The following is a 21,581-nucleotide window of genomic DNA, read 5'->3' on the forward strand; positions in this document are numbered from 1 at the left end:
GGATGAATTATTCTATAGCAAGGCGGATGATTGGGGTCATTCTAGTCATAGAAGCCTTATTTTTACTACCCTCCTTATTTTTAAGCTTATTTGACCAAGATGGCATTACAAGATACTTTTTAATAAGTCTTATACTCATGGTTTTCTTTGGCTATATGGCTTATAGAAAAAAGGCTGTAGATTTGGTTTTGTCCCCCAAGGATGGGCTTTTTATTGTAAGTTCAGCCTGGTTAATTGTTTCCTTGTTTGGGGCCCTACCCTTTTATCTGAGCCACTATTTAAGCTATGTAGATGCTTTTTTTGAAATTGTCTCCGGTTTTACTACTACAGGAGCCTCTATTATTCCCAATATTGAGTTATTTCCTAGGAGCCTGATTCTATGGAGGTCTGTAACCCACTGGATTGGGGGTATGGGGATTTTGGTTTTTACCATTAGTCTTTTACCCAGGTTGGGAGTTGGAGGATTTCAAATTTTTAAAGCGGAAAGCCCCGGGCCCATTGCCGGAAAGATTGAACCTAGAATTGCCGACACAGCCAAAAGACTCTATATCATATATATTGGAATTACTGTAGTCCTATTCGTTCTTTTAGTTTTAGGAAAAATGACTCCTTTTGATGCCCTTATCCACACCCTAGGGGTAGCAGGAACCGGGGGTTTTTCCAGTAAGGCCAATTCTATTGGAGCCTATTCAGGCTATTACATCCCAATAATCATGAGTATCTTCATGATTGTCTATGGGACAAATTTTTCTGTTTACTACCAGCTTTCTCAAAAGAAGTATAAAGAAATCTTAAAAAATGATGAGGTTCGTCTTTATTATTTAATTATTATCGTGGCTGTTTTGGGAATTACCTGGAACCTCTATAGTAACCATTACGGATCCCTAGGCCAATCAGCGAAAGATAGTTTTTTTCAAGTAACCAGTCTGATGTCCACATCGGGCTTTAGCAATACAGACTATGACCTATGGCCTTCTTTTTCAAAATTTATCCTCTATGCTTTGATGTTTACAGGGTCTTGTGCAGGATCCACTGCAGGGGGAATGAAGATTGTCCGGATATCCATTGTATTTAAACTCATTGCCAGAGAAATTGGAAAAGTTGTCCATCCCAATGCAGTCATTCCTATCACCCTGGAGGGAAAGGCTTTAAAAGATGAGGTTGTTATGGGGGTTACTGCCTTTATCAGTGTTTATTTGATGATTTTTGTCTTTTCATCAGCCCTGGTAACTATGTCGGGTTTGGATGTTTTATCTTCTTGTTCAGCTGTAACAACTATGTTAAGTAATGTAGGACCAGGTTTCAACAAGGTTGGTCCCAGCCTTAACTTTTCAGAATTTTCAGATTTTTATAAACTCTATTTTTCCTTCTTAATGCTCCTGGGTCGCCTAGAATTCTTCACTATTTTAGGGATTTTAGTCCCCAGAAGGCAAAGGAAGAAAATACAAATATAGAAAGGAATTTCATGAAAACAATTGGAATTCTTGGTGGAATGGGTCCCTTGGCCACAGTAGATCTTTTTGAAAAAATTGTCTTGGCCACCAAGGCTGAGAAAGACCAAGACCACATTCCCATCCTTATTGACAATAAACCACAAATTGTAGATCGGACCCAGGCCATCCTAAACCAAGGGCCTTCTCCCTATAAGGAACTTTTGGCCGGGGCCAAGGGTCTGGAGAAGATGGGGGCAGGGCTTTTAGCTATTGCCTGTAATACTAGCCACTACTACTACCAGGACCTAACTAGGGAACTAGAAATCCCCATCCTCCATATGCAAAAAATTGTGGCAAAAAAAATAAGCCAAGGTCCCTATAAAAAACCTGCTATCTTAGCGACCAAGGGAGCCTTGGAGGTAGGTCTTTACCAAAAAGCCCTGGACCAAGAGGGGGTGGACTACCTCCTTCCCAATCAAGACCAAGAAAATATCATTCAAGACTTGATTTACCAGGCCATTAAGAGTAAAAACTTTAACTATCCCCAAGAGGCAATCCAGGGAGTTTTTCAAGACTTACAAGACCAGGGAGCAGATTCCTTTATTTTAGGTTGTACAGAACTTCCCCTTGCAAAAAAAATCTTTCATTGGCAGCAAGTTTGTATCGATCCAACCTTAGAACTTGCCAAAGAAGCCATTATCCAAGCAGGAGGTCAGCTGGATGGAAATGTGGAAACTCTATAATGGAGAAAACAAGGCTCTGGGAAAAACTATTCCCAGGGGCAGCCAATTAGAAGAGGGACAATATTACAGGGTTGTCGTTGCTATTGTTATCAACCAGGAAGGAAAAATTTTAATCACTCGACGGAGTAAAAACAAGGTCAACTACCCCAACTACTTAGAATGTACCTGTGGAAGCCTTTTAGAAGATGAAGACCCTAGTCTGGGTATCCAAAGAGAAATTCAGGAAGAAGTGGGCCTCAAAATAAATCTGGAGGACCTAGAATTTCTTGGAATCCTAAAGCAAAGGAATAAATTTTCCTATATCTATCTAATAGAGACAAAAGCACAAGACGAAGACTTAAACTTCCAATTAGAGGAAGTCTCAGGAGGAGGCTTTTATTCCAAGGCAGATTTTTTGGAAAAACTCCAGGGACAAGACTATGCAGAACCCATGAAAGAAAGATTGGTTTGGGCCTATGACCACTACATTGATCGGTTAAAGTAAGAGGAAGATATGGACGAATACTATATGAAAAAAGCCATAGAACTGGCAAAATTGGCCAGCTTTAGTGGAGATGTCCCCATTGGAGCCCTGGTGGTCTACCAAGACCTAGTTATTGGCCAAGGCTACAACCAAAAGGAGGCCAAGAACAATGCCCTCTACCATGCAGAATTGCAAGCCTTAAACCAGGCAGCTAACTACCTAGATTCCTGGTGGTTAGAAGACTGTAGCCTTTATGTCACCTTGGAACCCTGTAGCATGTGTGCCGGGGCCCTGATCAACACTCGGATTTCCCGCCTGGTCTATGGGGCAAAAAATAAGCGCTTTGGTGCAGTGGACTCTAGCATCCAGCTTTTAAGGAGTCCTGCCTCCAACCATAAACTGTCAGTCCAATCAGGAGTTTTGGAAGAGGAGTGTAGCAGTCTTTTAACTGATTTTTTTAAAAATTTAAGAAAGTGAAGCCCGGTTTTAAGTTTTGCTTGCCGGGCTTTTTAAGTTAAAGAAGACAAATTGACCTAAAAGCTATAATTTCTTTCCATATTATGAAAATACATGATATAATAAACAAATATTCTATTTTAGGGGAGGCAGGTATGAAGAAAAACAAACAGATAATTATTTCAGGTTTTGCTTTATTTTCTATGTTTTTTGGATCAGGAAATTTAATCTTTCCACCAACTTTAGGAATTCAAGCAGGAACAGAATGGTGGATTTCCGCTTTGGGATTCCTACTAACAGGAGTAGGTTTTGTTATGCTGGGAGTCTTGGCCACAACCAAGGTGGGAGGAGAGATTTCAGGAATTGGCCAAAGGGTTGGAAATAATTTTTCTAAACTTTTTAGCTTACTGATTATCCTATGTATTGGACCAGGTCTAGCCATACCAAGAACAGCAGCCACTACTTCGGAGGTTTTACAAGCCAGCCTAGCCCCTTCTATACCCAGTATTTTAGTCAATGGAATATTCTTTTTACTGGTGATTTACTTTTGCCTATCGGAAAGTAAGGTCATTGATATTTTAGGAAAATACTTGACTCCAGCCCTTTTAGTGACTTTAACGATTATTATCCTAAGGGCAATTCTCTTTCCCCTAGGTCAACCGGTGGACCTTCAGGCTCACGGAGTCTTTGGATCGTCTTTTAAACAAGGTTACCAAACCATGGACTGTCTAGCAGCCCTAATGTTTACATCCATTGTCATTCAAGGCTTTCGAGATATAGGTTATGAGGGCCAGGCCCTGATGACCTTTACTAAAAAGGCAGCAGCCATTGCTGGAATCGGTCTTTCTTTTATCTATGGAGGCTTCATCTATCTAGGAGCTACCATTTCCAGTTTTGGTTGGGAGGACCTATCTAGGGTAGAACTCCTGGTTAAATCGACCAACTCCATGTTGGGGATTGTAGGGATGGTTTTATTGTCTCTGGCCATGACCCTGGCTTGCTTGACCACAGCCATCGGCCTTACAGTAACCTGTGCAGAATATTTCCAAGAAATAAGTAGAAATAAACTTTCCTATAAATTTTTAGTTTACTTGGTAAGTCTTGTTTCCTTTCTCCTTTCTCTTGGAGGAGTGGAGTACATTATCAAGGTTTCCGGACCTATCTTGGAAGCCCTCTATCCTGTAGCTATTATTTTAATCTTGGCCATCCTATTTGACCGTTTTATCAAAAAAAGATCTACCTATATTGGCTTGGTCTTTGGGGCCTTGGTACCTGTTTTATCAAAGTTTATAGCACTTTTTGCTCATGTGGATTTCTATGGCCAATTACAAAAAAATCTAGCAGAAAATCAAGGAACCTTTTTATGGCTTGTCTTTGCCTTGGCATTTGGCCTTATTTTTAGTTTCTTGCCAATCAAAGAACTTGACACCTCTGAAGAATCCAGAATTTAAATTTTCATAAAAGAAAAGACCAGGATTTGATTTTGACCTGAACCCGTAAACACGGAACAATTTAATAATATTTTAAGCGGAATGTAATCTGTACATAACAGGGGACATTCCGTTTAATTTTGTTTTAATCCTATCCTCATTGTACCATTTAATATATTTTTCAATATCATTTATCAAATGTTCATAACTTTTAAAATCTTCCCCATAAAACATTTCCTGTTTCAAGATTCCAAAGAAGTTCTCCATTGGAGAATTGTCTAGACAATTGCCTTTTCTTGACATACTTTGTGTAATATTCATTTTTTCTAGTTTATTAGTCCAAGAGCTATGTTGATAATGGAATCCTTGGTCCGAGTGTATAGTTAAATCTTTAATGTCTCTATTTTTTTCTAATGCTTTTTCTAGCATTGTATTTGTTAACTCTATTGTTGGGTGATAACCTAGCGTATAGCTTATTATTTCACTGTTGTATAGGTCTAATATTGGTGATAGGTATAGTTTTTTGTCTTCACCTTTTATCCTGAATTCTGTTACATCTGTTAGCCATAATTGATTTGGTTTACTTGCTTTAAATTGTCTATTTACAACATTATTTGCAACCTTTCCTATTTGCCCTTTGTATGATGAATATTTTCTTGATCTAGTTTTAAATTTGGTGCATAGCAAAAATTCTTCTCTCATTATTTTTAAAACTCTTTTATGGTTGACATTAAGCCCTTTATTTTGTAATACTTGAGTCACCCTTCTGTAGCCATATCTACCTTTTGATTCTTCAACTATGCTTGTAATTTCCCTTCTAATTTCTTTGTCTTTATCTACTGGATTTTCTAATTTTATTTTCCATTCGTAGTAGGATGATTTTGGTAACTCAGCTATTTCTAGCCATTCACTTATCTTGCTTTTTGGATATTCTTTTATTAACTTGAGGATTATCTTTGTCTTTTCCTTGCTTCTGCTTCCTCTTCCAGTAGCAAGGCTTGTAGCTTTTTTTCGTATATTATCTTCATTTTGAGAAGTCTATTTTCTTCTCTTAATCTTATTAATTCTTCTCTTTCACTTTCGTTTATTGGAGTATTAAGTTTAGACTTTTTATTTGATTTAGTCATATCTTTACTAGGCCTTCCTCTGTTATCTTCTAACCCAGAAAGACCACGCTCTTGATAAGTTTTCTCCCACCTGTATATTATGGATTCATTTACAAGGTTGAAATGCTCTGCAGTCTCTCTAAGCGAAGTATTCTTGATTTGCCTATATTGTATTACAGATAACTTAAATTCACTAGTGAATTTATTGTTTTTTAACTTTTTAGATAAGTTATCAAATCCTCCTGACTTGTATTTTTCTATCCAGTTTTTCAAAGTTCCATCTGGAATATCATATTTTTTAGCTACCTTTTCACGCCCGCCTGTTTCTCCTGATAAATATTCTAGCACTAGTTTTATTTTAAATTCTTTTGTGTATTTTGGCATACAAAAAACCCCTCCATCCGTATTCCGGATTTTGGGGTTCAGATCATTAAGCAGGCTTTAAAAATTATTTTTTAAGGATCTTATCCATTAGGTTTTTGATGGTCTTGTCTTGGAAGAGTTGGTCGTCTTTGGTTTTTAGAAATTGGTCCACATCTTGGTTGGACTTGACATCTTGGTTTTGAATAGTGGCAGTCATTTGGTCCACAATTTGTCGCATGGCAACAGAATAGTCAGTTAACTTGCTGGTGAGACCGGCAGCGCTTAAGGAGTCGTCAGTTAAGAAGGCAGACTTGTAGTCTTCCACGATTCCGGGAAGAGCTTGGGATACCTTGCTAAAGAGCTCGTGGCTATCCTTGAATTTTGTGGGAGCTTGGAGGGCTTCCATTTCCTTGGCAGTAGAAACTACTTGGGCTCCTACTTGGGCCATTTTTTGTCCCATTTCCATCTTATTGCTTTGGTCAAAGTCCCGGAAGGCCAGGTTGCGGAAGTTGGCAAGTTCTTGGACTAGGACTTGTTGTTTTTGGTCAAAGTTTTTCACATAGGCTAATTCTTCAGGACTTAAGTGGCTTAGGTTGACTCCTTGAAGGAAGGACTTGGCAACATTTTTTTCCAGCCAGGCTGTATCTGTCAAGATAACTGTTTGCTTTTCTTGGTCCCAGTCTACCTTGACTCCTAGGTTTTCAGCCACAAAGCGCAGGGGTACAAAGGTCCTTTCATGGCTGGCATAGGGGGCAATATCCATAGTGGATTTTTTGCCTTGGCTGTCTAGGGTCTTTTTCCCCAGCCAAAGCTTGATTTGCTTTTGTCCCTTGGCAATGGAAACGGATTGGTCCTCTTGGAACCAGTCAACCTTGTAGCCCAGGGCTTCAGAAACAAAGCGCAGGGGAACAAAAGTCCTTTCAGACTTGACTTGGGGGGCAACATCCCCCTTGATTTCTTTTCCGTTTAATTGGATTTTGATGGTTGAGGCCCCATAGACCCCTTGGCTTAAAACCAGGCAAGCAGCCAGGCCTAGGCCAGCTAATTTTTTATGCATATTCTCTCCTTTTAATATTCATCTTACTCTTCATCTGTAGTGGATTTTGAAGAAGTTTTTGTTGATTCTTTGCTTTTGGATTCACTGGAAGTAGATTTTTTGGACTTGGAACCTTCTTCTGAAGAAGTGGATTCCTTACTATCTTTTGAGGATTTACTTGAAGATTCCTTCTTGCTTTCTTCAGAAGAATCTCTTTTCTTTTCCTCTGTCTTCCGGCTGGATTGGTCTTCGGTTTGGTCTGTCTTGGCATAGGTTCTTTCAATATAGTCCAGGACAGTATCATTTTTGCTTGCGACTTCAATGACGGCATCCTTGCTAGTGGCCACAACATTTCCATCAGCGTCATCCTTGTAAAAAATTAAGTATTCCTTGTTGGTGGATAAGTTTTTGGGTTCTGTAAATTCAATATTGGATAGACTACCCTTGTAGTTGTCCAAGATGGTTAATTCTGTCTGTCCATCTCCAAGTTGGGTTAATTTAACTCGGCTGATGTAGTCAGACTGGGTCATGAGCTTTCTTACTTCTTCCCGGCTCACACCTTCCTTGTCGGCAGATTCTTCATTTAAGCTGGGGGAAGATTCTTCAATTTTAGGACTGGTATTAATTGGTTTTTGTACCTTTTGGTTCTGATTATCCTTTTGTCCACAGGCTGTTAAGATAAGAGCCAGGGATAAACCACTTATGGCTAGAGTTTTTTTCATATGATTCCTCCATCAAATTGAGTCATTGCTTTTCTTTCATTATAACATACTGGCCCTGCAAAAGAAAAAAAACTTGTCTGGAATTTAAAAAGCTTGGGTCAAGGCCCTTGTCTTGATTTAGAGATTTTACAGGGCCTTGAAATATGGTATAATAAAGGCTAGATGGGTTCAGGAAAGAATCTAAAAGAAAAAAGGAGATTTTATATTGACTGAATTATTCGGGACAGATGGTATTCGTGGCATTGCCGGCCAAGGCCTAACGGCTGAATTGGCCTTAAATGTAGGCAAGGCTGCTGGCCTGGTTTTAGGAAAAAACCAAGGTCATTGTCTTATTGGGACAGATACCAGAGAATCTGCAAATATGCTAGAGGCCGCCCTGGCCACAGGCCTAATGAGTATGGGAATGGATGTTACCCTGGTAGGGGTCATTCCTACACCAGGGGTTGCCTATTTAACCAGAACTTTGAACTATACTTGTGGTGTGGTCATTTCGGCCAGTCACAATCCATATAATTATAACGGAATTAAATTTTTCTCCCAAGATGGCTATAAGCTACCGGACCAAGTGGAAGAAGAATTGGAAGACTACCTCTTAAAGCGCAAGAAATTTCCTGAAAATACGGAAAGCTTTGGTCGCTTGACCCTGGATCCCTCCTTGGCCAAGCAATACACCAGGTACCTCCAATCTCTATGCCCCCACAAGTTAAGTGGTTTAAAAATTGCCCTAGACTGTGGGAATGGGGCCCTATCCAAGATTGCACCCTATGTTTTAACCTCTCTAGGAGCCAATGTCTTTGCCCTAAATACCAACCCCAACGGGCGAAACATCAACCTGGACTGTGGGTCCACCAATCCCAAGGTTATCCAAAACCTAGTCCTGTCCAAGGAGGCAGACCTGGGCTTTTCCTTTGATGGAGACGCGGACCGGATTATTGCTGTAGACAACAAGGGACGAATTGTGGACGGAGACCATATCTTGGCCATTTGTGCCCACCACCTCCACCAAAAAGACCAACTAAATGGAGGCGTTGTAGGAACCGTCATGTCCAACCTGGGCTTGAAGAAATATTTGAAATCCATTGATGTGAACTTTATTGAAGCCAAGGTAGGAGACCGCTATGTCCTGGAGGAAATGCGAGAAAATGGTTATGTCCTAGGGGGAGAACAATCGGGTCACATTATTTTTACAGACTACAATACAACGGGGGACGGCCTAGCCACAGGTCTTCACTTAATCGAAGTCATGCTGGAAAGTCAAAAATCCTTGTCCGACCTCAATGACCTCATGACTAGTTACCCCCAAGTCTTAGTCAATGCAAGAGTCTTGGACCACAAGAAAAAATCCTATCTAGAAGATGATGTTTTAGAAAAATCCATTGAAGCCCTAGAGAAAAAATATGAAGATAATGGACGGATTCTTATCCGACCATCAGGAACAGAACCTTTGATTCGGGTCATGATCGAAGGAACAAACCTCGATGAAATGAGGGAAGATGCACAAGTTCTTGCAGACCTGATCCAAGAACAACTGGGAGGTGAATGATGAACTACCAACTTGTTGGCGACTCCAGTGTGGACCTAACTGACCAACTTGAAGAATCCTTGGGAATTAAGCTCATTCCCTTTACCATTCAAGTAGAAGGAAAAGATTTTGTAGACAAGGACCGGAGACAAATTCAAAAGATGCGGGAGGAGATGAATGCATCCAAGAAAGCTGTAAAAACCAGTTGTCCCTCTCCCTATGACTACCAAGAAGCCTTTGATCCAGAAGCAGATGGAATTTTTGTTATCACCATTAGTTCCAAATTGTCCGGGTCCTACAACTCAGCCAACCTGGGAGTTAAGGAATTTCAAGAAAAACACCCGCAAACAAGGGTCCATGTATTTGACAGTCGGTCCGCTTCTGCCGGAGAAACGAACCTGGCCTATTATATAAAGAGCCTTATGGACCAAGGCCTGGCCTTTGAAGAAATTGTAGAAAAGGGAGAAGGTTTTATCCAGGAAATGGAAACCTTCTTTATCCTGGAAAGCCTAGACAACCTAATTAAAAATGGCCGGATTAAAAAGTCTGCAGGCCTGATTGCCAAGACCTTAAATATCAAGCCTATTATGCGGGGAGTCAAGGGAGAAATTGAACTCTTTGAACTCAACCGGGGCTTTAAAAAGTCTCTGGATAAACTGGCCAAGGCCCTGGGACGAGTGGCTGGACAAAGTCAAGGACGCACCCTCTATATTAGTCATTCCAATGCAGAGGACAAGGCCCAGCTCTTTAAGGAAAAAGTCTTGGATCTTTACCAGTTTGACGATGTAGTGGTGGTCCCTACAGGAGGTCTGTCCTCGGCCTATGCTGATGACGGAGGCATTGTCATTAGCTTTTAATGGTAGGGTCTGTAAAAACCACCATAAACAGTTGCTTTTAAGACAAATTTATTGTATGATAAGAACAAAATAAAGTCATTTCTTAAATATAGGAGGAGAACCATGGCAAAAGAAAAATTTGAAAGAACGAAACCCCACGTAAATATCGGAACCATTGGTCACGTTGACCACGGTAAAACAACCCTAACAGCAGCAATCACATTTGTATTAAACAAAAGATACGGATCCGGTGAATTCGTAGACTATGCCAACATTGACAAGGCACCCGAAGAAAGAGAACGTGGAATCACCATTTCCACATCCCACGTAGAATACGAAACACCAAACCGTCACTACGCTCACGTAGACTGCCCAGGCCATGCCGACTACGTTAAAAACATGATCACAGGAGCAGCCCAAATGGACGGAGCCATCCTAGTTGTATCCGCAGCCGATGGACCCATGCCCCAAACCCGTGAACACATTCTACTATCCCGTCAAGTAGGGGTACCAAAGATTGTCGTCTTCCTAAACAAAGAAGACCAAGTAGACGACCCAGAATTGATCGAATTAGTAGAAATGGAAGTACGTGACCTACTAAGCGAATACGAATTCGACGGAGACAACACACCCATCGTAGTAGGATCCGCCCTAAAAGCCCTAGAAGATCCAGACGGAGAATGGGGAGACAAAATCGTAAAACTAATGGAAGAAGTAGACGAATACATTCCAGCACCAAAACGTGATACAGAACACCCCTTCCTAATGCCCGTAGAAGACATCTTCTCCATTACAGGACGTGGAACCGTAGCTACAGGCCGTGTAGAACGCGGAGTAGTAAAAGTAAACGACAACGTAGAAATCGTCGGTCTAACCGAAGAAAAGAGAACCGTCGTCGTAACCGGAGTAGAAATGTTCAAGAAAATGTTAGACGAAGCCCAAGCAGGAGATAACATTGGAGTACTACTACGTGGAGTTCAAAGAGACGAAATCGAACGTGGACAAGTACTGGCAGCCCCAGGAACCATCCAACCCCATACAAAATTTGAAGCAGAAGTCTACGTATTAACCAAAGAAGAAGGTGGACGACACACCCCATTCTTCAATGGCTACAGACCCCAATTCTACTTCAGAACCACAGACGTAACCGGTGACATCCAATTAGCCGAAGGCGTAGAAATGGTTATGCCAGGAGACAACGCCACCTTTACCGTAACCCTAATCACCCCAATTGCCATGGACGAAGGACTTCGTTTCGCAATTCGTGAAGGAGGACGTACAGTAGGAGCAGGAGTTGTATCCAAATTATTAAGCTAAGAGCTTAGAAAAACTGACAAGGCAGGTATCGAAAGATGCCTGTCTTTTTATTTTATAAAAAGCCTTGCTAGCCAATTGAAAATATGATATTATTTTGATATCAAAATAAATCTTGGAGGTGGATTATGAAAAATAAAGAAGAAGAAATTAAAGAAAAGATTCTCAAGGGACGTAAAATAGGAATCTATGTTCTATTGGGATACTTATTGGGCCTAGTGCTGGCGGTTATTTATATAATAAATTATGTAGGCTACATTACTTATTATGGTGCTGGATTTACTGAAAAACTGGTTTTTATTCTAGCTATCCTCTATATAGGCCTGGCGTGGATTATATTATGTGGTTTAAAGGTGCTTAGACCGCAAGAGGCTTATGTCTTTACCGTATTTGGGAAATATATTGGCACTGTAAAAGGAGAAGGCTTTTACTTTATCCACCCCTTTGCCAGGGCCTTTAATCCCGCTGCGAGTACTCGACTGGGACAAAGTGGTGATGTTAAAGAGATAAAAAAGCTAGGTCAAGCAGACAAGGGACAAGAGAGAAGTCCAGGAGCCTTAGAAGATAAGCGAATTTCTTTAAAGGTCATGACCTTAAATAATAGCAAGCAAAAAATCAACGATTATTTGGGGAATCCTGTTGAAATAGGCATTGCAGTCATGTGGAAGGTTAAGGATACAGCAAAGGCTGTCTTTAATGTGGATAATTTTAAAGAATATCTATCTCTTCAAACAGATACGGCCTTAAGAAACATTGTCCGTCAATATCCCTATGATGTAAATCCAAACTATAAAATTGACACGACAGGAGACGGAGAACCTGATGATGGGTCCTTGAGAGGGTCTAGCGAAGTTGTTGCAAGAAGAATCAAAGAAGATATCCAGTCTAGGGTTGAATTTGCGGGTTTAGAAATTGTAGACGCCCGTATTACCCATCTTTCCTATGCTCCAGAAATTGCACAATCCATGTTGGTTAGACAACAAGCGTCTGCCTTGATCGATGCTAGATCTATGATTGTTGATGGGGCTGTAGGAATGGTTGAAATGGCCTTAGACCAATTAGAAGACAAGGGGGTTATTGACCTGGATGAAGAGAGAAAGGCTGCCATGGTCTCCAATCTAATGGTGGTTCTTTGTGGTAATAGCGAGGTATCCCCCATTATTAATTCGGGAAGTCTCTATTAATGACGGCTAAAAAACAAATTCCCTTACGAGTTTCAAAGAAGTTATATGAACAAATTGCTTCCTGGGCAGAAGATGATTTTCGTTCAATCAATGGACAAATTGAATATCTTTTAACGGAATGCGTAAAACAAAGAAAAAAAGATGGGAAGTATGTAGGGGAAACAATTGATCAACCTCTGGATATCGATATAGAGTAAGGCTGGAATTTTCCAGCCTTCTTTCTTTAAATAAGGAAGAATCAATCTTGCAGTATTGCTTAAAATTAGGTAAAATAAATTAAAACATATTATTGAAAGAAGGTTTGAATTGAAAATACTCTATCGGATCTTTATCGTCCTTACCATTCTCCTGCTTTTGGCAGGACTCATTTTGGGGAACCTATTAAAACCTCAATCCTCAAAACAGGTAAAAGTACGAAGCGATCAATCCCAACAGACAGATGTTAAAGACCTACCTAGAATCAATGCGTTTAAGGGAGACCAACCTCTTCACGTCTTAATCCTAGGAGTCGATGAAACAGCAACAAATGAATATACAGCAGAAGAATACGGATCTAGATCAGATACAATTATGGTATTTTCAATTGATCCAGTTAAAAAAACAGTTCAGCTTCTATCTATTCCTCGAGATACCTATGTTAGTATTCCAGGCTATGCCAAGACGAAAATCAATCATGCTTGGTCTCATGGGGGCTACCCTCTTGTGGAAAAAACAGTAGAAGACTTCCTGGGAATTAAAATCGACTACCATGCCATTGTTCGATACAATGCAGTAAAAGAATTAACCCAGGCAGTCGGTGGAGTAGAAGTCTACTTACCAGTGGATTATAAATATACAGACACCCTGGTAAAACCGGCATTACGCATTAATTTCACCAAGGGATATCACCTTGTGGCTGGAGAAAAAGCTGTGGACTTTTTAAGGATTCGAAAAGCCTATGCAGACCAAGACATTGGACGAATCAATCAACAGCAAAAATTTCTCATGTCTCTTTTTGACAAAATGAAAAACAAAAGCATGCTATTTAAGTTGCCCCAACTAGTTGATATTGCAAATGAAAATATCGAAAGTGACTTATCTTATGGGCAAATCGTGGACTTGGCCTATTTTGGCTTGTCCCTAGAAAAGGAAAACATCCATATGTCTACCCTAGAGGGAGAAGAAAAGATGATTGATGATATTTCCTATTGGTTTGTGGAAAGAGAATCTGCTCGGAGACAGATGACTTTTGAAAATCAAAGTCAAGAAACTTCAGAAAGTATCGGAAATAATAGCGGTGAAAACCAAGAATAGAAAAACGAGAAAAGAACTTAGAAATTTCTAAGTTCTTTTCTCGTTTTTCTATTGACAAAAAGTTGAAATTTAAGTAAACTATAAAAGCTGCTAAAAACAAGGCCAAGGCCCTTTGAAAAAGCAGCAAAAGAAAAACCAAAAATCCTCTTGACAAAGACAGGGAGACTTGGTAAACTAATACATGTTGTTTTCCACAAGTAAAAAGCTTTTTAAGAAATTGTAAAAAAGTTCTTGACAAAGACCTTTTACCGGTGGTAAAATAATTAAGCTATCTCGTAAAGAGATCAGTTTAAACAGAACCAAAAAAACTAAACAGTGTAAGAGAATGAACACACAAGCAAAAGCAAAAAGCGGAACTTCAGTGAAGAATCCGGAGTCAGTCTAAAGACGATAAAATGGAAAAAACTTTTTAATTGAGAGTTTGATCCTGGCTCAGGACGAACGCTGGCGGCGCGCCTAACACATGCAAGTCGAGCGATGAAATTTTAACAGATCTCTTCGGAGAGAAGATAAAATGGATTAGCGGCGGACGGGTGAGTAACACGTGAGAAACCTGCCTTTCACAAGGGGATAGCCTCGGGAAACCGGGATTAATACCCTATGACACATTTCCTTCGCATGAAAGAAATGTTAAAACTCCGGTGGTGAAAGATGGTCTCGCGTCTGATTAGCTAGTTGGTGGGGTAATAGCCTACCAAGGCCATGATCAGTAACCGGCCTGAGAGGGTGAACGGTCACATTGGAACTGAGACACGGTCCAAACTCCTACGGGAGGCAGCAGTGGGGAATATTGCACAATGGAGGAAACTCTGATGCAGCGACGCCGCGTGAGCGATGAAGGCTTTCGAGTCGTAAAGCTCTGTCCTATGGGAAGATAATGACGGTACCATAGGAGGAAGCCCCGGCTAACTACGTGCCAGCAGCCGCGGTAATACGTAGGGGGCGAGCGTTGTCCGGAATCACTGGGCGTAAAGGGTTCGCAGGCGGTCTATCAAGTCTGATGTGAAAGGCATGGGCTTAACCCATGTAAGCATTGGAAACTGATAGACTTGAGTTAAGGAGAGGTAAGTGGAATTCCTAGTGTAGCGGTGAAATGCGTAGATATTAGGAAGAATACCGGTGGCGAAGGCGACTTACTGGACTTAAACTGACGCTGAGGAACGAAAGCGTGGGGAGCAAACAGGATTAGATACCCTGGTAGTCCACGCTGTAAACGATGAGTGCTAGGTGTCGGGGTAACTCGGTGCCGCAGTTAACACATTAAGCACTCCGCCTGGGGAGTACGTGCGCAAGCATGAAACTCAAAGGAATTGACGGGGACCCGCACAAGCAGCGGAGCATGTGGTTTAATTCGAAGCAACGCGAAGAACCTTACCAAGGCTAGACATTTTATTGACCGGTCTAGAGATAGACCATTTCTTCGGAACAGTAAAACAGGTGGTGCATGGTTGTCGTCAGCTCGTGTCGTGAGATGTTGGGTTAAGTCCCGCAACGAGCGCAACCCTTACCTTTAGTTGCCAGCATTTCGGATGGGAACTCTAAAGGGACTGCCGATGATAAATCGGAGGAAGGTGGGGATGACGTCAAATCATCATGCCCTTTATGCCTTGGGCTACACACGTGCTACAATGGTCGGTACAGAGAGCAGCGAGCGAGCGATCTCAAGCGAATCTCAAAAAGCCGATCTCAGTTCGGATTGCAGGCTGCAACTCGCCTGCATGAAGTCGGAGTTGCTAGTAATCGCGAATCAGAATGTCGCGGTGAATGCGTTCCCGGGTCTTGTACACACCGCCCGTCACACCATGGGAGTTGGTAATACCCGAAGCCGCCGAGCTAACCATTTGGAGGCAGGCGTCGAAGGTAGGATCAATGACTGGGGTGAAGTCGTAACAAGGTAGCCGTATCGGAAGGTGCGGCTGGATCACCTCCTTTCTAAGGAGTTCAAAAAGAAGTGGCCTTTGAGCAATCAAGACATTTCTTAACTCTTACACTGGATTTTTTGGCTCTGGCATGGACCTGTAGCTCAGCTGGTTAGAGCGCACGCCTGATAAGCGTGAGGTCGGTGGTTCGAGTCCACCCAGGTCCACCACAACTAAACTTCGGTTTAGTTTAGATGCACAATGAAAACTACATACTCCAATTTTTAAAAGTAAGAATGAGATTTTCAAATTATTCAATAACGAGAGTAAAGAAAAGACATTTTTACCGGATAGAAAAACAGTTTTAAGGAAAACTGAAACAAAGGTCAAGTTAGAAAGAGCATCAGGTGGATGCCTTGGCACCAAGAGCCGATGAAGGACGTGATAAGCTGCGAAAAGCAACGGGGAGTCGCAAATAGACGTTAATCCGTTGATGTCCGAATGGGGAAACCCGTATGAGCAAACCTCATACATCCTGTCATGAATCCATAGTGGCCGGAAGGAAGACCGGGGGAACTGAAACATCTAAGTACCCCGAGGAAAAGAAAGAAACCTCGATTTCCCAAGTAGCGGCGAGCGAACGGGAAAGAGCCCAGGAGCGTAACGACTGATTTTGTATAGTAGAAGAATCTGGGAAGATTCGCCAAAGAGGGTAACAGCCCCGTACATGAAATGCAAAATGAGCGAACTCCGAAGAGTACCACGAGACACGTGAAACCTTGTGGGAAGATAGGGGGACCACCCCCTAAGGCTAAATACTCCTTGGTGACCGATAGCGCATAGTACCGTGAGGGAACGGTGAAAAGAACCCCGGGAGGGGAGTGAAATAGAATCTGAAACCTGATGTTTACAAGCAGATAAAGTGGTTTTAGGCCACGATATCGTACTTTTTGTAGAACGGGCCAGCGAGTTATGATTTCAAGCAAGGTTAAGAAGAAAAACTTTGGAGCCGCAGGGAAACCGAGTCTGAATAGGGCGAAGAGTTTGAAGTTGTAGACCCGAAACCGTGTGATCTATCCATGGGCAGAGTGAAGTGTTGGTAAAACGACATGGAGGCTCGAACCGGGTAACGTTTAAAAGTTATCGGATGACCTGTGGATAGGGGTGAAAAGCCAATCGAACACGGAGATAGCTGGTTCTCCTCGAAATAGCTTTAGGGCTAGCCTGTAGGAAGACTGTTTGGGGGGTAGAGCACTGAATCGCCAAGGGACATGTGATGTTACCGCGGCCTATCAAACTCCGAATACCCAAACAAAGCCTATGGAGTCAGACAGTGAGGGATGAGCTTCATTGTCGAAAGGGAAAGAGCCCAGACCACCGACTAAGGTCCCAAAATACTATTTAAGTGGGAAAGGATGTGGAGTTACTCAGACAACTAGGATGTTGGCTTAGAAGCAGCCATCCATTGAAAGAGTGCGTAATAGCTCACTAGTCAAGTGACTCTGCGCCGAAGATAACCGGGGCTAAAATAGATACCGAAGTCGTGGAACGTATAACGTTGGTAGAGGAGCATTGTATAGACGACGAAGCAAAAGGCGTAAGCCATTGTGGAGACTATACAAGAGAGAATGCTGGCATGAGTAGCGAGAGGTGAGTGAGAATCTCACCCGTCGAAAACCCAAGGATTCCTGAGGAAGGCTCGTCCACTCAGGGTAAGTCGGGACCTAAGGCGAGGCTGAAAAGCGTAGTCGATGGACAACAGGTGGAAATTCCTGTACCGATGGTATTGTTGATGATGGAGTGACGCAGGAGGGGAAATAGAGCGCCCAGTTGGTGAGGCGTGCAAGCACAAAGGCAAGAAGATAGGCAAATCCGTCTTCTGCAGATGCTAAAGTGTGATGCGGATTGAAAACAAGTAGAGAAGTCTAAACGAACCAAACTGCCAAGAAAAGCTTCTAAGAGATACCATTGCCCGTACCGTAAACCGACACAGGTAGGTGAGGAGAGAATCCTAAGACGAGCGGAAGAACCTTTGTTAAGGAACTCGGCAAAATGACCCCGTAACTTCGGGAGAAGGGGAGCCCCTGTAAAAGGGGGCCGCAGTGAAAAGGCCCAAGCGACTGTTTACCAAAAACACAAGTATCTGCGAAGTCGAAAGACGAAGTATAGGTGCTGACACCTGCCCGGTGCTGGAAGGTTAAGGGGACGAGTTAGCGTAAGCGAAGCTCTGAGCTGAAGCCCCAGTAAACGGCGGCCGTAACTATAACGGTCCTAAGGTAGCGAAATTCCTTGTCGGGTAAGTTCCGACCCGCACGAAAGGTGTAACGATTTGGGCACTGTCTCAACAAAGGATCCGGTGAAATTGTAGTAGCGGTAAAGATGCCGCTTACCCACGACAGGACGGAAAGACCCCGTGGAGCTTTACTGTAGGTTGACATTGGATTTTGGGATAAACTGTACAGGATAGGTGGGAGGCAAAGAACCATGTACGCCAGTATATGGGGAGCCATTGGTGGGATACCACTCTTTTTATCTTAGAATTCTAACCGACTTCCGTGAAACCGGAAGCGGGACACTGTCAGTCGGGCAGTTTGACTGGGGCGGTCGCCTCCGAAAGAGTAACGGAGGCGTTCAAAGGTTCCCTCAGCACGGACGGAAATCGTGCGCAGAGTGCAAAGGCAGAAGGGAGCTTGACTGCGAGAGCGACAACTCGAGCAGATGCGAAAGCAGGACTTAGTGATCCGGTGGTACCGCGTGGAAGGGCCATCGCTCAACGGATAAAAGCTACCCCGGGGATAACAGGCTTATCTCCCCCAAGAGTCCACATCGACGGGGAGGTTTGGCACCTCGATGTCGGCTCGTCTCATCCTGGGGCTGAAGTAGGTCCCAAGGGTTGGGCTGTTCGCCCATTAAAGAGGCACGCGAGCTGGGTTCAGAACGTCGCGAGACAGTTCGGTCCCTATCCGTCGTGGGCGCAGGAAATTTGAGAGGAGCTATCCTTAGTACGAGAGGACCGGGATGGACAAACCGCTGGTGCATCAGTTGTACTGCCAAGTGCACAGCTGAGTAGCTACGTTTGGACTGGATAAGAGCTGAAGGCATCTAAGCACGAAGCCAACCTCGAGATGAGATTTCCCATCGAAAGAATAAGGCCCCTTGAAGAAAATGAGGTAGATAGGCTTCAGGTGGAAGCACAGCAATGTGTGGAGCTAAGAAGTACTAATCGGCCGAAGACTTGACCAAGGANCTGATATGTACCCTCTTTACTGGACAAACCAGTAAGGAGGGTATTTTTGTGAAATATAGCTATGAGTTCAAAAAAGAGTGCATACAGTTGTATAGGCAAGGGAAATGGCCTGATACACCTGATGGGACCAAAGAAGAAAACCTTCATGCTTCCATTAGAAAATGGTTTAGATTAGAAGAACTTCATGGCCCAGAAATTTTAAACCATGGAAATAATATCCACTGGACACCAGATGAAAAATTAGAAATGGTGTCGAAAGTGCTGGCTGGAAATTCAATAAAGGCAACTGCAATCGAAAATGGAATAAATGAAGGACAACTTTATTCATGGCTTAACAAGTATAAAAAGGATGGATATAATGGTCTTGTGAATAAAAAGAAAGGCCGTAAATCTAAAAATACAACCATGAAAAAGAAAAATATCCATAAACCAAAAGAACTGAATGAATCCGAAAGAGAAGAACTCATAAGACTTAGAGCAGAAAATGAATATATGAAGGCTGAGAATGAAATAATAAAAAAAGAGATCGCCTTGAGAGAAGAACGTTACGCTGCGCAACTCAAGGCGAAAAAGCAGCGATTGTCAAAGAACTCAAAGAAAAAGGATACAGACTAAAGGATCTTTTAAGAGCCATTGATTTGCCGAGGTCAACATACTACTTTGAACTAAATAAAGTGGATAAAATAAAAGTTAAGAATCGTCCGATTGCAGATAAAATAGCCCAAATCTTTCACCTACACAAAGGAAGATATGGAGTGCGAAGAGTCTATATGGAGTTAATAAATCAAGGCTATGTCATAAACCATAAAAAAGTACAAAGGATTATGCACGAACGAAAACTTTTTGGAAAGGGCTCTAAAGAAAAATACCACTCCTATCAGGGGAAAATAGGTAAAGTAGCAGATAATCTAATCAATAGAGACTTCAAAGCAGATAGACCTTTACAAAAATGGACCACGGATGTCTCTGAATTTAAATTTTCTTGGGGTAAATGCTACATCTCTCCAATACTTGATATGTATACCAATGAGATTATCTCCTACGACTTATCCTTAAGTCCTAATTTAAAACAAATATCTACTATGTTAAGAAGAGCATTTAGAAAATTTCCAAAACTAAAGAACTTAATACTACATTCAGATCAAGGATGGCAATACCAACATAAATATTATGTAAATGAACTTAAAAAACATGGGATAAAGCAATCCATGTCAAGAAAAGGGAATTGCTATGATAACTCCATTATGGAAACATTCTTTGGAAGGCTAAAAAATGAAATGTATTATGGTTACGAAAAGAGCTATCGCTCTTTTGACGAATTTTCGAGAGCAATAGAGGAGTATATAGATTATTACAATAACGAAAGAATTCAATCAAAAACAAAATGGATGCCACCTACAAAGTATAGGTTAGCATCCACTACAACGAATTAATTAAATATTGTGTCCAGTTTTATGGGTACACATCATCCAGGGCGGATTTTTTTATGGTCTTATGCTTTTTTTCATCTTAGTAGTCTTCTGTACGGTCTTGAATGTTAATGTCCCCATCTACCCTATTTAGAATTTCTTGGATTTCTGCCTTGGAGAAGTCTCCTAGGGGGACTCTTATGGGGTTGTTGAAGATTTCTTGGTAGGTGGAAATGGTCTCTTCCCGCGTCATGAAGTGGTCATGAAGGGGGAAGCGGAAGGTATCTATGCTTCCATCAAAGTTTGGATAATAGTGAAAATGAACCATACAGGCCATGCAGTCGTCATTATAGAGTCCGGTGTATCTTCTTGGATAGGTAAGGTCTCCTGGTTGGGTCCAGACACCAAGCTCTGTTCCAGGAGCAGTCACACTGTAGCTGAGCTCGCCATCCTTTAAAAGGTCCAGGGCCCTTGGCTTGATGTAAAAGTCGTTAAAGTGACCGGATGCATGGTAGGACAACCAGGCCAAGGCCACTTCGACATCCTTGTTGCTATGGCCGGGAAAGTCTGGAGAGGGTTTTTGGCCCATGGCTTTTTCATAGGCGATTTTTTCTGCCAAACTGGCTTGGGCCATTTTATTATCGTAGAGGTAGGGAAGGAGGTCCTTGGAGCTGGCAGTCTTTTTTGCTTGGCCCAGAGAATAACCCTCACCTACAACGGCTACTTGGTTGGCTTGGTCCCAAGAGACTTTTTCTCCAAAGAGTTCTGCCACATTTCTCAAGGGCACAAAGGTCCGATTTTGTCTTACTTGGGGAGCATGGTCCAGCATCAGGCGTTTTTCCTCTCCTTGACGGTAGAGAAAAACCAAGCGTTCATTTATGCTCATGGTTATGGATTGGTAGTCCTTGCCTTCTTTTTCATTGCTAATGACGATAATGTTTGGGTCTTCTTGGTTCCAGATCACTTTTTTGCCCAGGTTTTCAGATACCAAGCGCAAGGGAATCATGGTTCTTTGCTGGTCGGCATAGGGAGCAACATCGGACTTTACAAAATTTCCCTTGACCCAAATCCGCACAGGACTCACTGCCTTGGACTGGATGGGAAGACAGACCAAGAGGCCTGCTAAAAGGGCTAGAAGTGTACATTTTTTCTTCATGATATCCTC

General features: G+C 42.1%; 18 protein-coding genes, 1 tRNA gene and 2 rRNA genes. 16 read left to right on the forward strand and 5 right to left on the reverse strand.

Going from position 1 to position 21,581, the window contains the following annotated elements; translation table 11 throughout:
- Positions 1-2 precede the first annotated feature (2 nt).
- From CS898_RS01000 to brnQ, 5 genes are all read left to right on the forward strand, one after another.
- Positions 3-1,454: a TrkH family potassium uptake protein gene (locus CS898_RS01000; protein WP_099207794.1), complete on the forward strand. Its 1,452-nt coding sequence runs from the start codon at positions 3-5 to the stop codon at positions 1,452-1,454.
- 11 nt (positions 1,455-1,465) lie between these two features.
- The gene (gene cuyB / locus CS898_RS01005) at positions 1,466-2,176 is read left to right on the forward strand and encodes a cysteate racemase (RefSeq protein ID WP_099207795.1); all 711 of its coding nucleotides are present in this window, start codon (positions 1,466-1,468) and stop codon (positions 2,174-2,176) included.
- Positions 2,154-2,660, forward strand: coding sequence for an NUDIX domain-containing protein (locus tag CS898_RS01010; RefSeq protein WP_099207796.1), 507 nt, complete (start codon positions 2,154-2,156; stop codon positions 2,658-2,660). The genes cuyB and CS898_RS01010 overlap by 23 nt, the downstream gene beginning before the upstream one ends.
- A gap of 9 nt (positions 2,661-2,669) precedes the next feature.
- Positions 2,670-3,116, forward strand: a complete 447-nt coding sequence (gene tadA, locus CS898_RS01015; RefSeq protein ID WP_009430207.1) for a tRNA adenosine(34) deaminase TadA — start codon at positions 2,670-2,672, stop codon at positions 3,114-3,116.
- A 134-nt stretch (positions 3,117-3,250) separates the two neighbouring features.
- Positions 3,251-4,546, forward strand: a complete 1,296-nt coding sequence (gene brnQ, locus CS898_RS01020; protein WP_159459096.1) for a branched-chain amino acid transport system II carrier protein — start codon at positions 3,251-3,253, stop codon at positions 4,544-4,546.
- Between the two features lie 72 nt (positions 4,547-4,618).
- Here brnQ and CS898_RS01025 read toward each other — a convergent pair whose 3' ends face one another.
- The 4 genes from CS898_RS01025 to CS898_RS01040 all read right to left on the reverse strand — a co-directional run bounded on the left by CS898_RS01025 (position 4,619) and on the right by CS898_RS01040 (position 7,752).
- Positions 4,619-5,542: an IS3 family transposase gene (locus CS898_RS01025; RefSeq protein WP_141558280.1), complete on the reverse strand. Its 924-nt coding sequence runs from the start codon at positions 5,540-5,542 to the stop codon at positions 4,619-4,621.
- Positions 5,476-6,015 (reverse strand): helix-turn-helix domain-containing protein, encoded by a 540-nt coding sequence (locus CS898_RS01030; RefSeq protein WP_099207798.1) that lies wholly within the window; start codon positions 6,013-6,015, stop codon positions 5,476-5,478. Before CS898_RS01030 ends, CS898_RS01025 begins: the two co-directional genes overlap by 67 nt.
- 64 nt (positions 6,016-6,079) lie before the next feature.
- A complete protein-coding gene (locus CS898_RS01035) occupies positions 6,080-7,051 on the reverse strand; it encodes a copper amine oxidase N-terminal domain-containing protein (RefSeq protein ID WP_099207799.1) in 972 nt (323 codons plus the stop codon).
- Positions 7,052-7,074: 23 nt separating this feature from the next.
- Positions 7,075-7,752, reverse strand: a complete 678-nt coding sequence (locus tag CS898_RS01040; RefSeq protein ID WP_099207800.1) for a hypothetical protein — start codon at positions 7,750-7,752, stop codon at positions 7,075-7,077.
- A 205-nt stretch (positions 7,753-7,957) separates the two neighbouring features.
- On the opposite strand from CS898_RS01040, the gene glmM reads away from it, so the two are divergent.
- From glmM to CS898_RS01095, 11 genes are all read left to right on the forward strand, one after another.
- A complete protein-coding gene (gene glmM / locus CS898_RS01045) occupies positions 7,958-9,295 on the forward strand; it encodes a phosphoglucosamine mutase (protein WP_099207801.1) in 1,338 nt (445 codons plus the stop codon).
- Positions 9,295-10,131: a DegV family protein gene (locus CS898_RS01050; protein WP_159459097.1), complete on the forward strand. Its 837-nt coding sequence runs from the start codon at positions 9,295-9,297 to the stop codon at positions 10,129-10,131. The genes glmM and CS898_RS01050 overlap by 1 nt, the downstream gene beginning before the upstream one ends.
- Positions 10,132-10,233: 102 nt before the next feature.
- Positions 10,234-11,427, forward strand: coding sequence for an elongation factor Tu (tuf, locus tag CS898_RS01055; RefSeq protein ID WP_009431250.1), 1,194 nt, complete (start codon positions 10,234-10,236; stop codon positions 11,425-11,427).
- A 125-nt stretch (positions 11,428-11,552) separates the two neighbouring features.
- Positions 11,553-12,608, forward strand: a complete 1,056-nt coding sequence (locus tag CS898_RS01060) for an SPFH domain-containing protein (protein WP_099207803.1) — start codon at positions 11,553-11,555, stop codon at positions 12,606-12,608.
- Positions 12,608-12,805 carry a type II toxin-antitoxin system antitoxin gene (locus tag CS898_RS01065; RefSeq protein ID WP_009430039.1) on the forward strand — a complete coding sequence of 66 codons (198 nt, stop codon included), beginning with the start codon at positions 12,608-12,610 and terminating at the stop codon, positions 12,803-12,805. Before CS898_RS01060 ends, CS898_RS01065 begins: the two co-directional genes overlap by 1 nt.
- 109 nt (positions 12,806-12,914) lie before the next feature.
- Entirely contained in the window at positions 12,915-13,901 is a 987-nt protein-coding gene (locus CS898_RS01070; protein WP_099207804.1) for an LCP family protein, read from the forward strand.
- A gap of 409 nt (positions 13,902-14,310) precedes the next feature.
- Positions 14,311-15,833 (forward strand): 16S ribosomal RNA (locus CS898_RS01075).
- Positions 15,834-15,913: 80 nt separating this feature from the next.
- Positions 15,914-15,990: transfer RNA gene (locus CS898_RS01080), tRNA-Ile, on the forward strand.
- A 154-nt stretch (positions 15,991-16,144) separates the two neighbouring features.
- Positions 16,145-19,003: ribosomal RNA gene (locus CS898_RS01085) — 23S ribosomal RNA — on the forward strand.
- The 16S and 23S rRNA genes sit together here with 1 tRNA gene alongside, the layout of an rRNA operon.
- A 52-nt stretch (positions 19,004-19,055) precedes the next feature.
- Positions 19,056-19,622 (forward strand): helix-turn-helix domain-containing protein, encoded by a 567-nt coding sequence (locus tag CS898_RS01090; RefSeq protein ID WP_009430694.1) that lies wholly within the window; start codon positions 19,056-19,058, stop codon positions 19,620-19,622.
- Complete coding sequence (locus CS898_RS01095; protein WP_141558234.1) at positions 19,586-20,440, forward strand: IS3 family transposase; 855 nt, start codon at positions 19,586-19,588, stop codon at positions 20,438-20,440. The genes CS898_RS01090 and CS898_RS01095 overlap by 37 nt, the downstream gene beginning before the upstream one ends.
- A gap of 76 nt (positions 20,441-20,516) precedes the next feature.
- Here the strand turns inward: CS898_RS01095 and CS898_RS01100 are convergent, their stop codons facing one another.
- The gene (locus CS898_RS01100; RefSeq protein ID WP_099207805.1) at positions 20,517-21,572 is read right to left on the reverse strand and encodes a copper amine oxidase N-terminal domain-containing protein; all 1,056 of its coding nucleotides are present in this window, start codon (positions 21,570-21,572) and stop codon (positions 20,517-20,519) included.
- Between the last annotated feature and the right edge of the window lie 9 nt (positions 21,573-21,581).

This window comes from Urinicoccus timonensis (assembly GCF_900232945.1).
Taxonomy (GTDB): Bacteria; Bacillota; Clostridia; order Tissierellales; family Peptoniphilaceae; genus Urinicoccus; species Urinicoccus timonensis.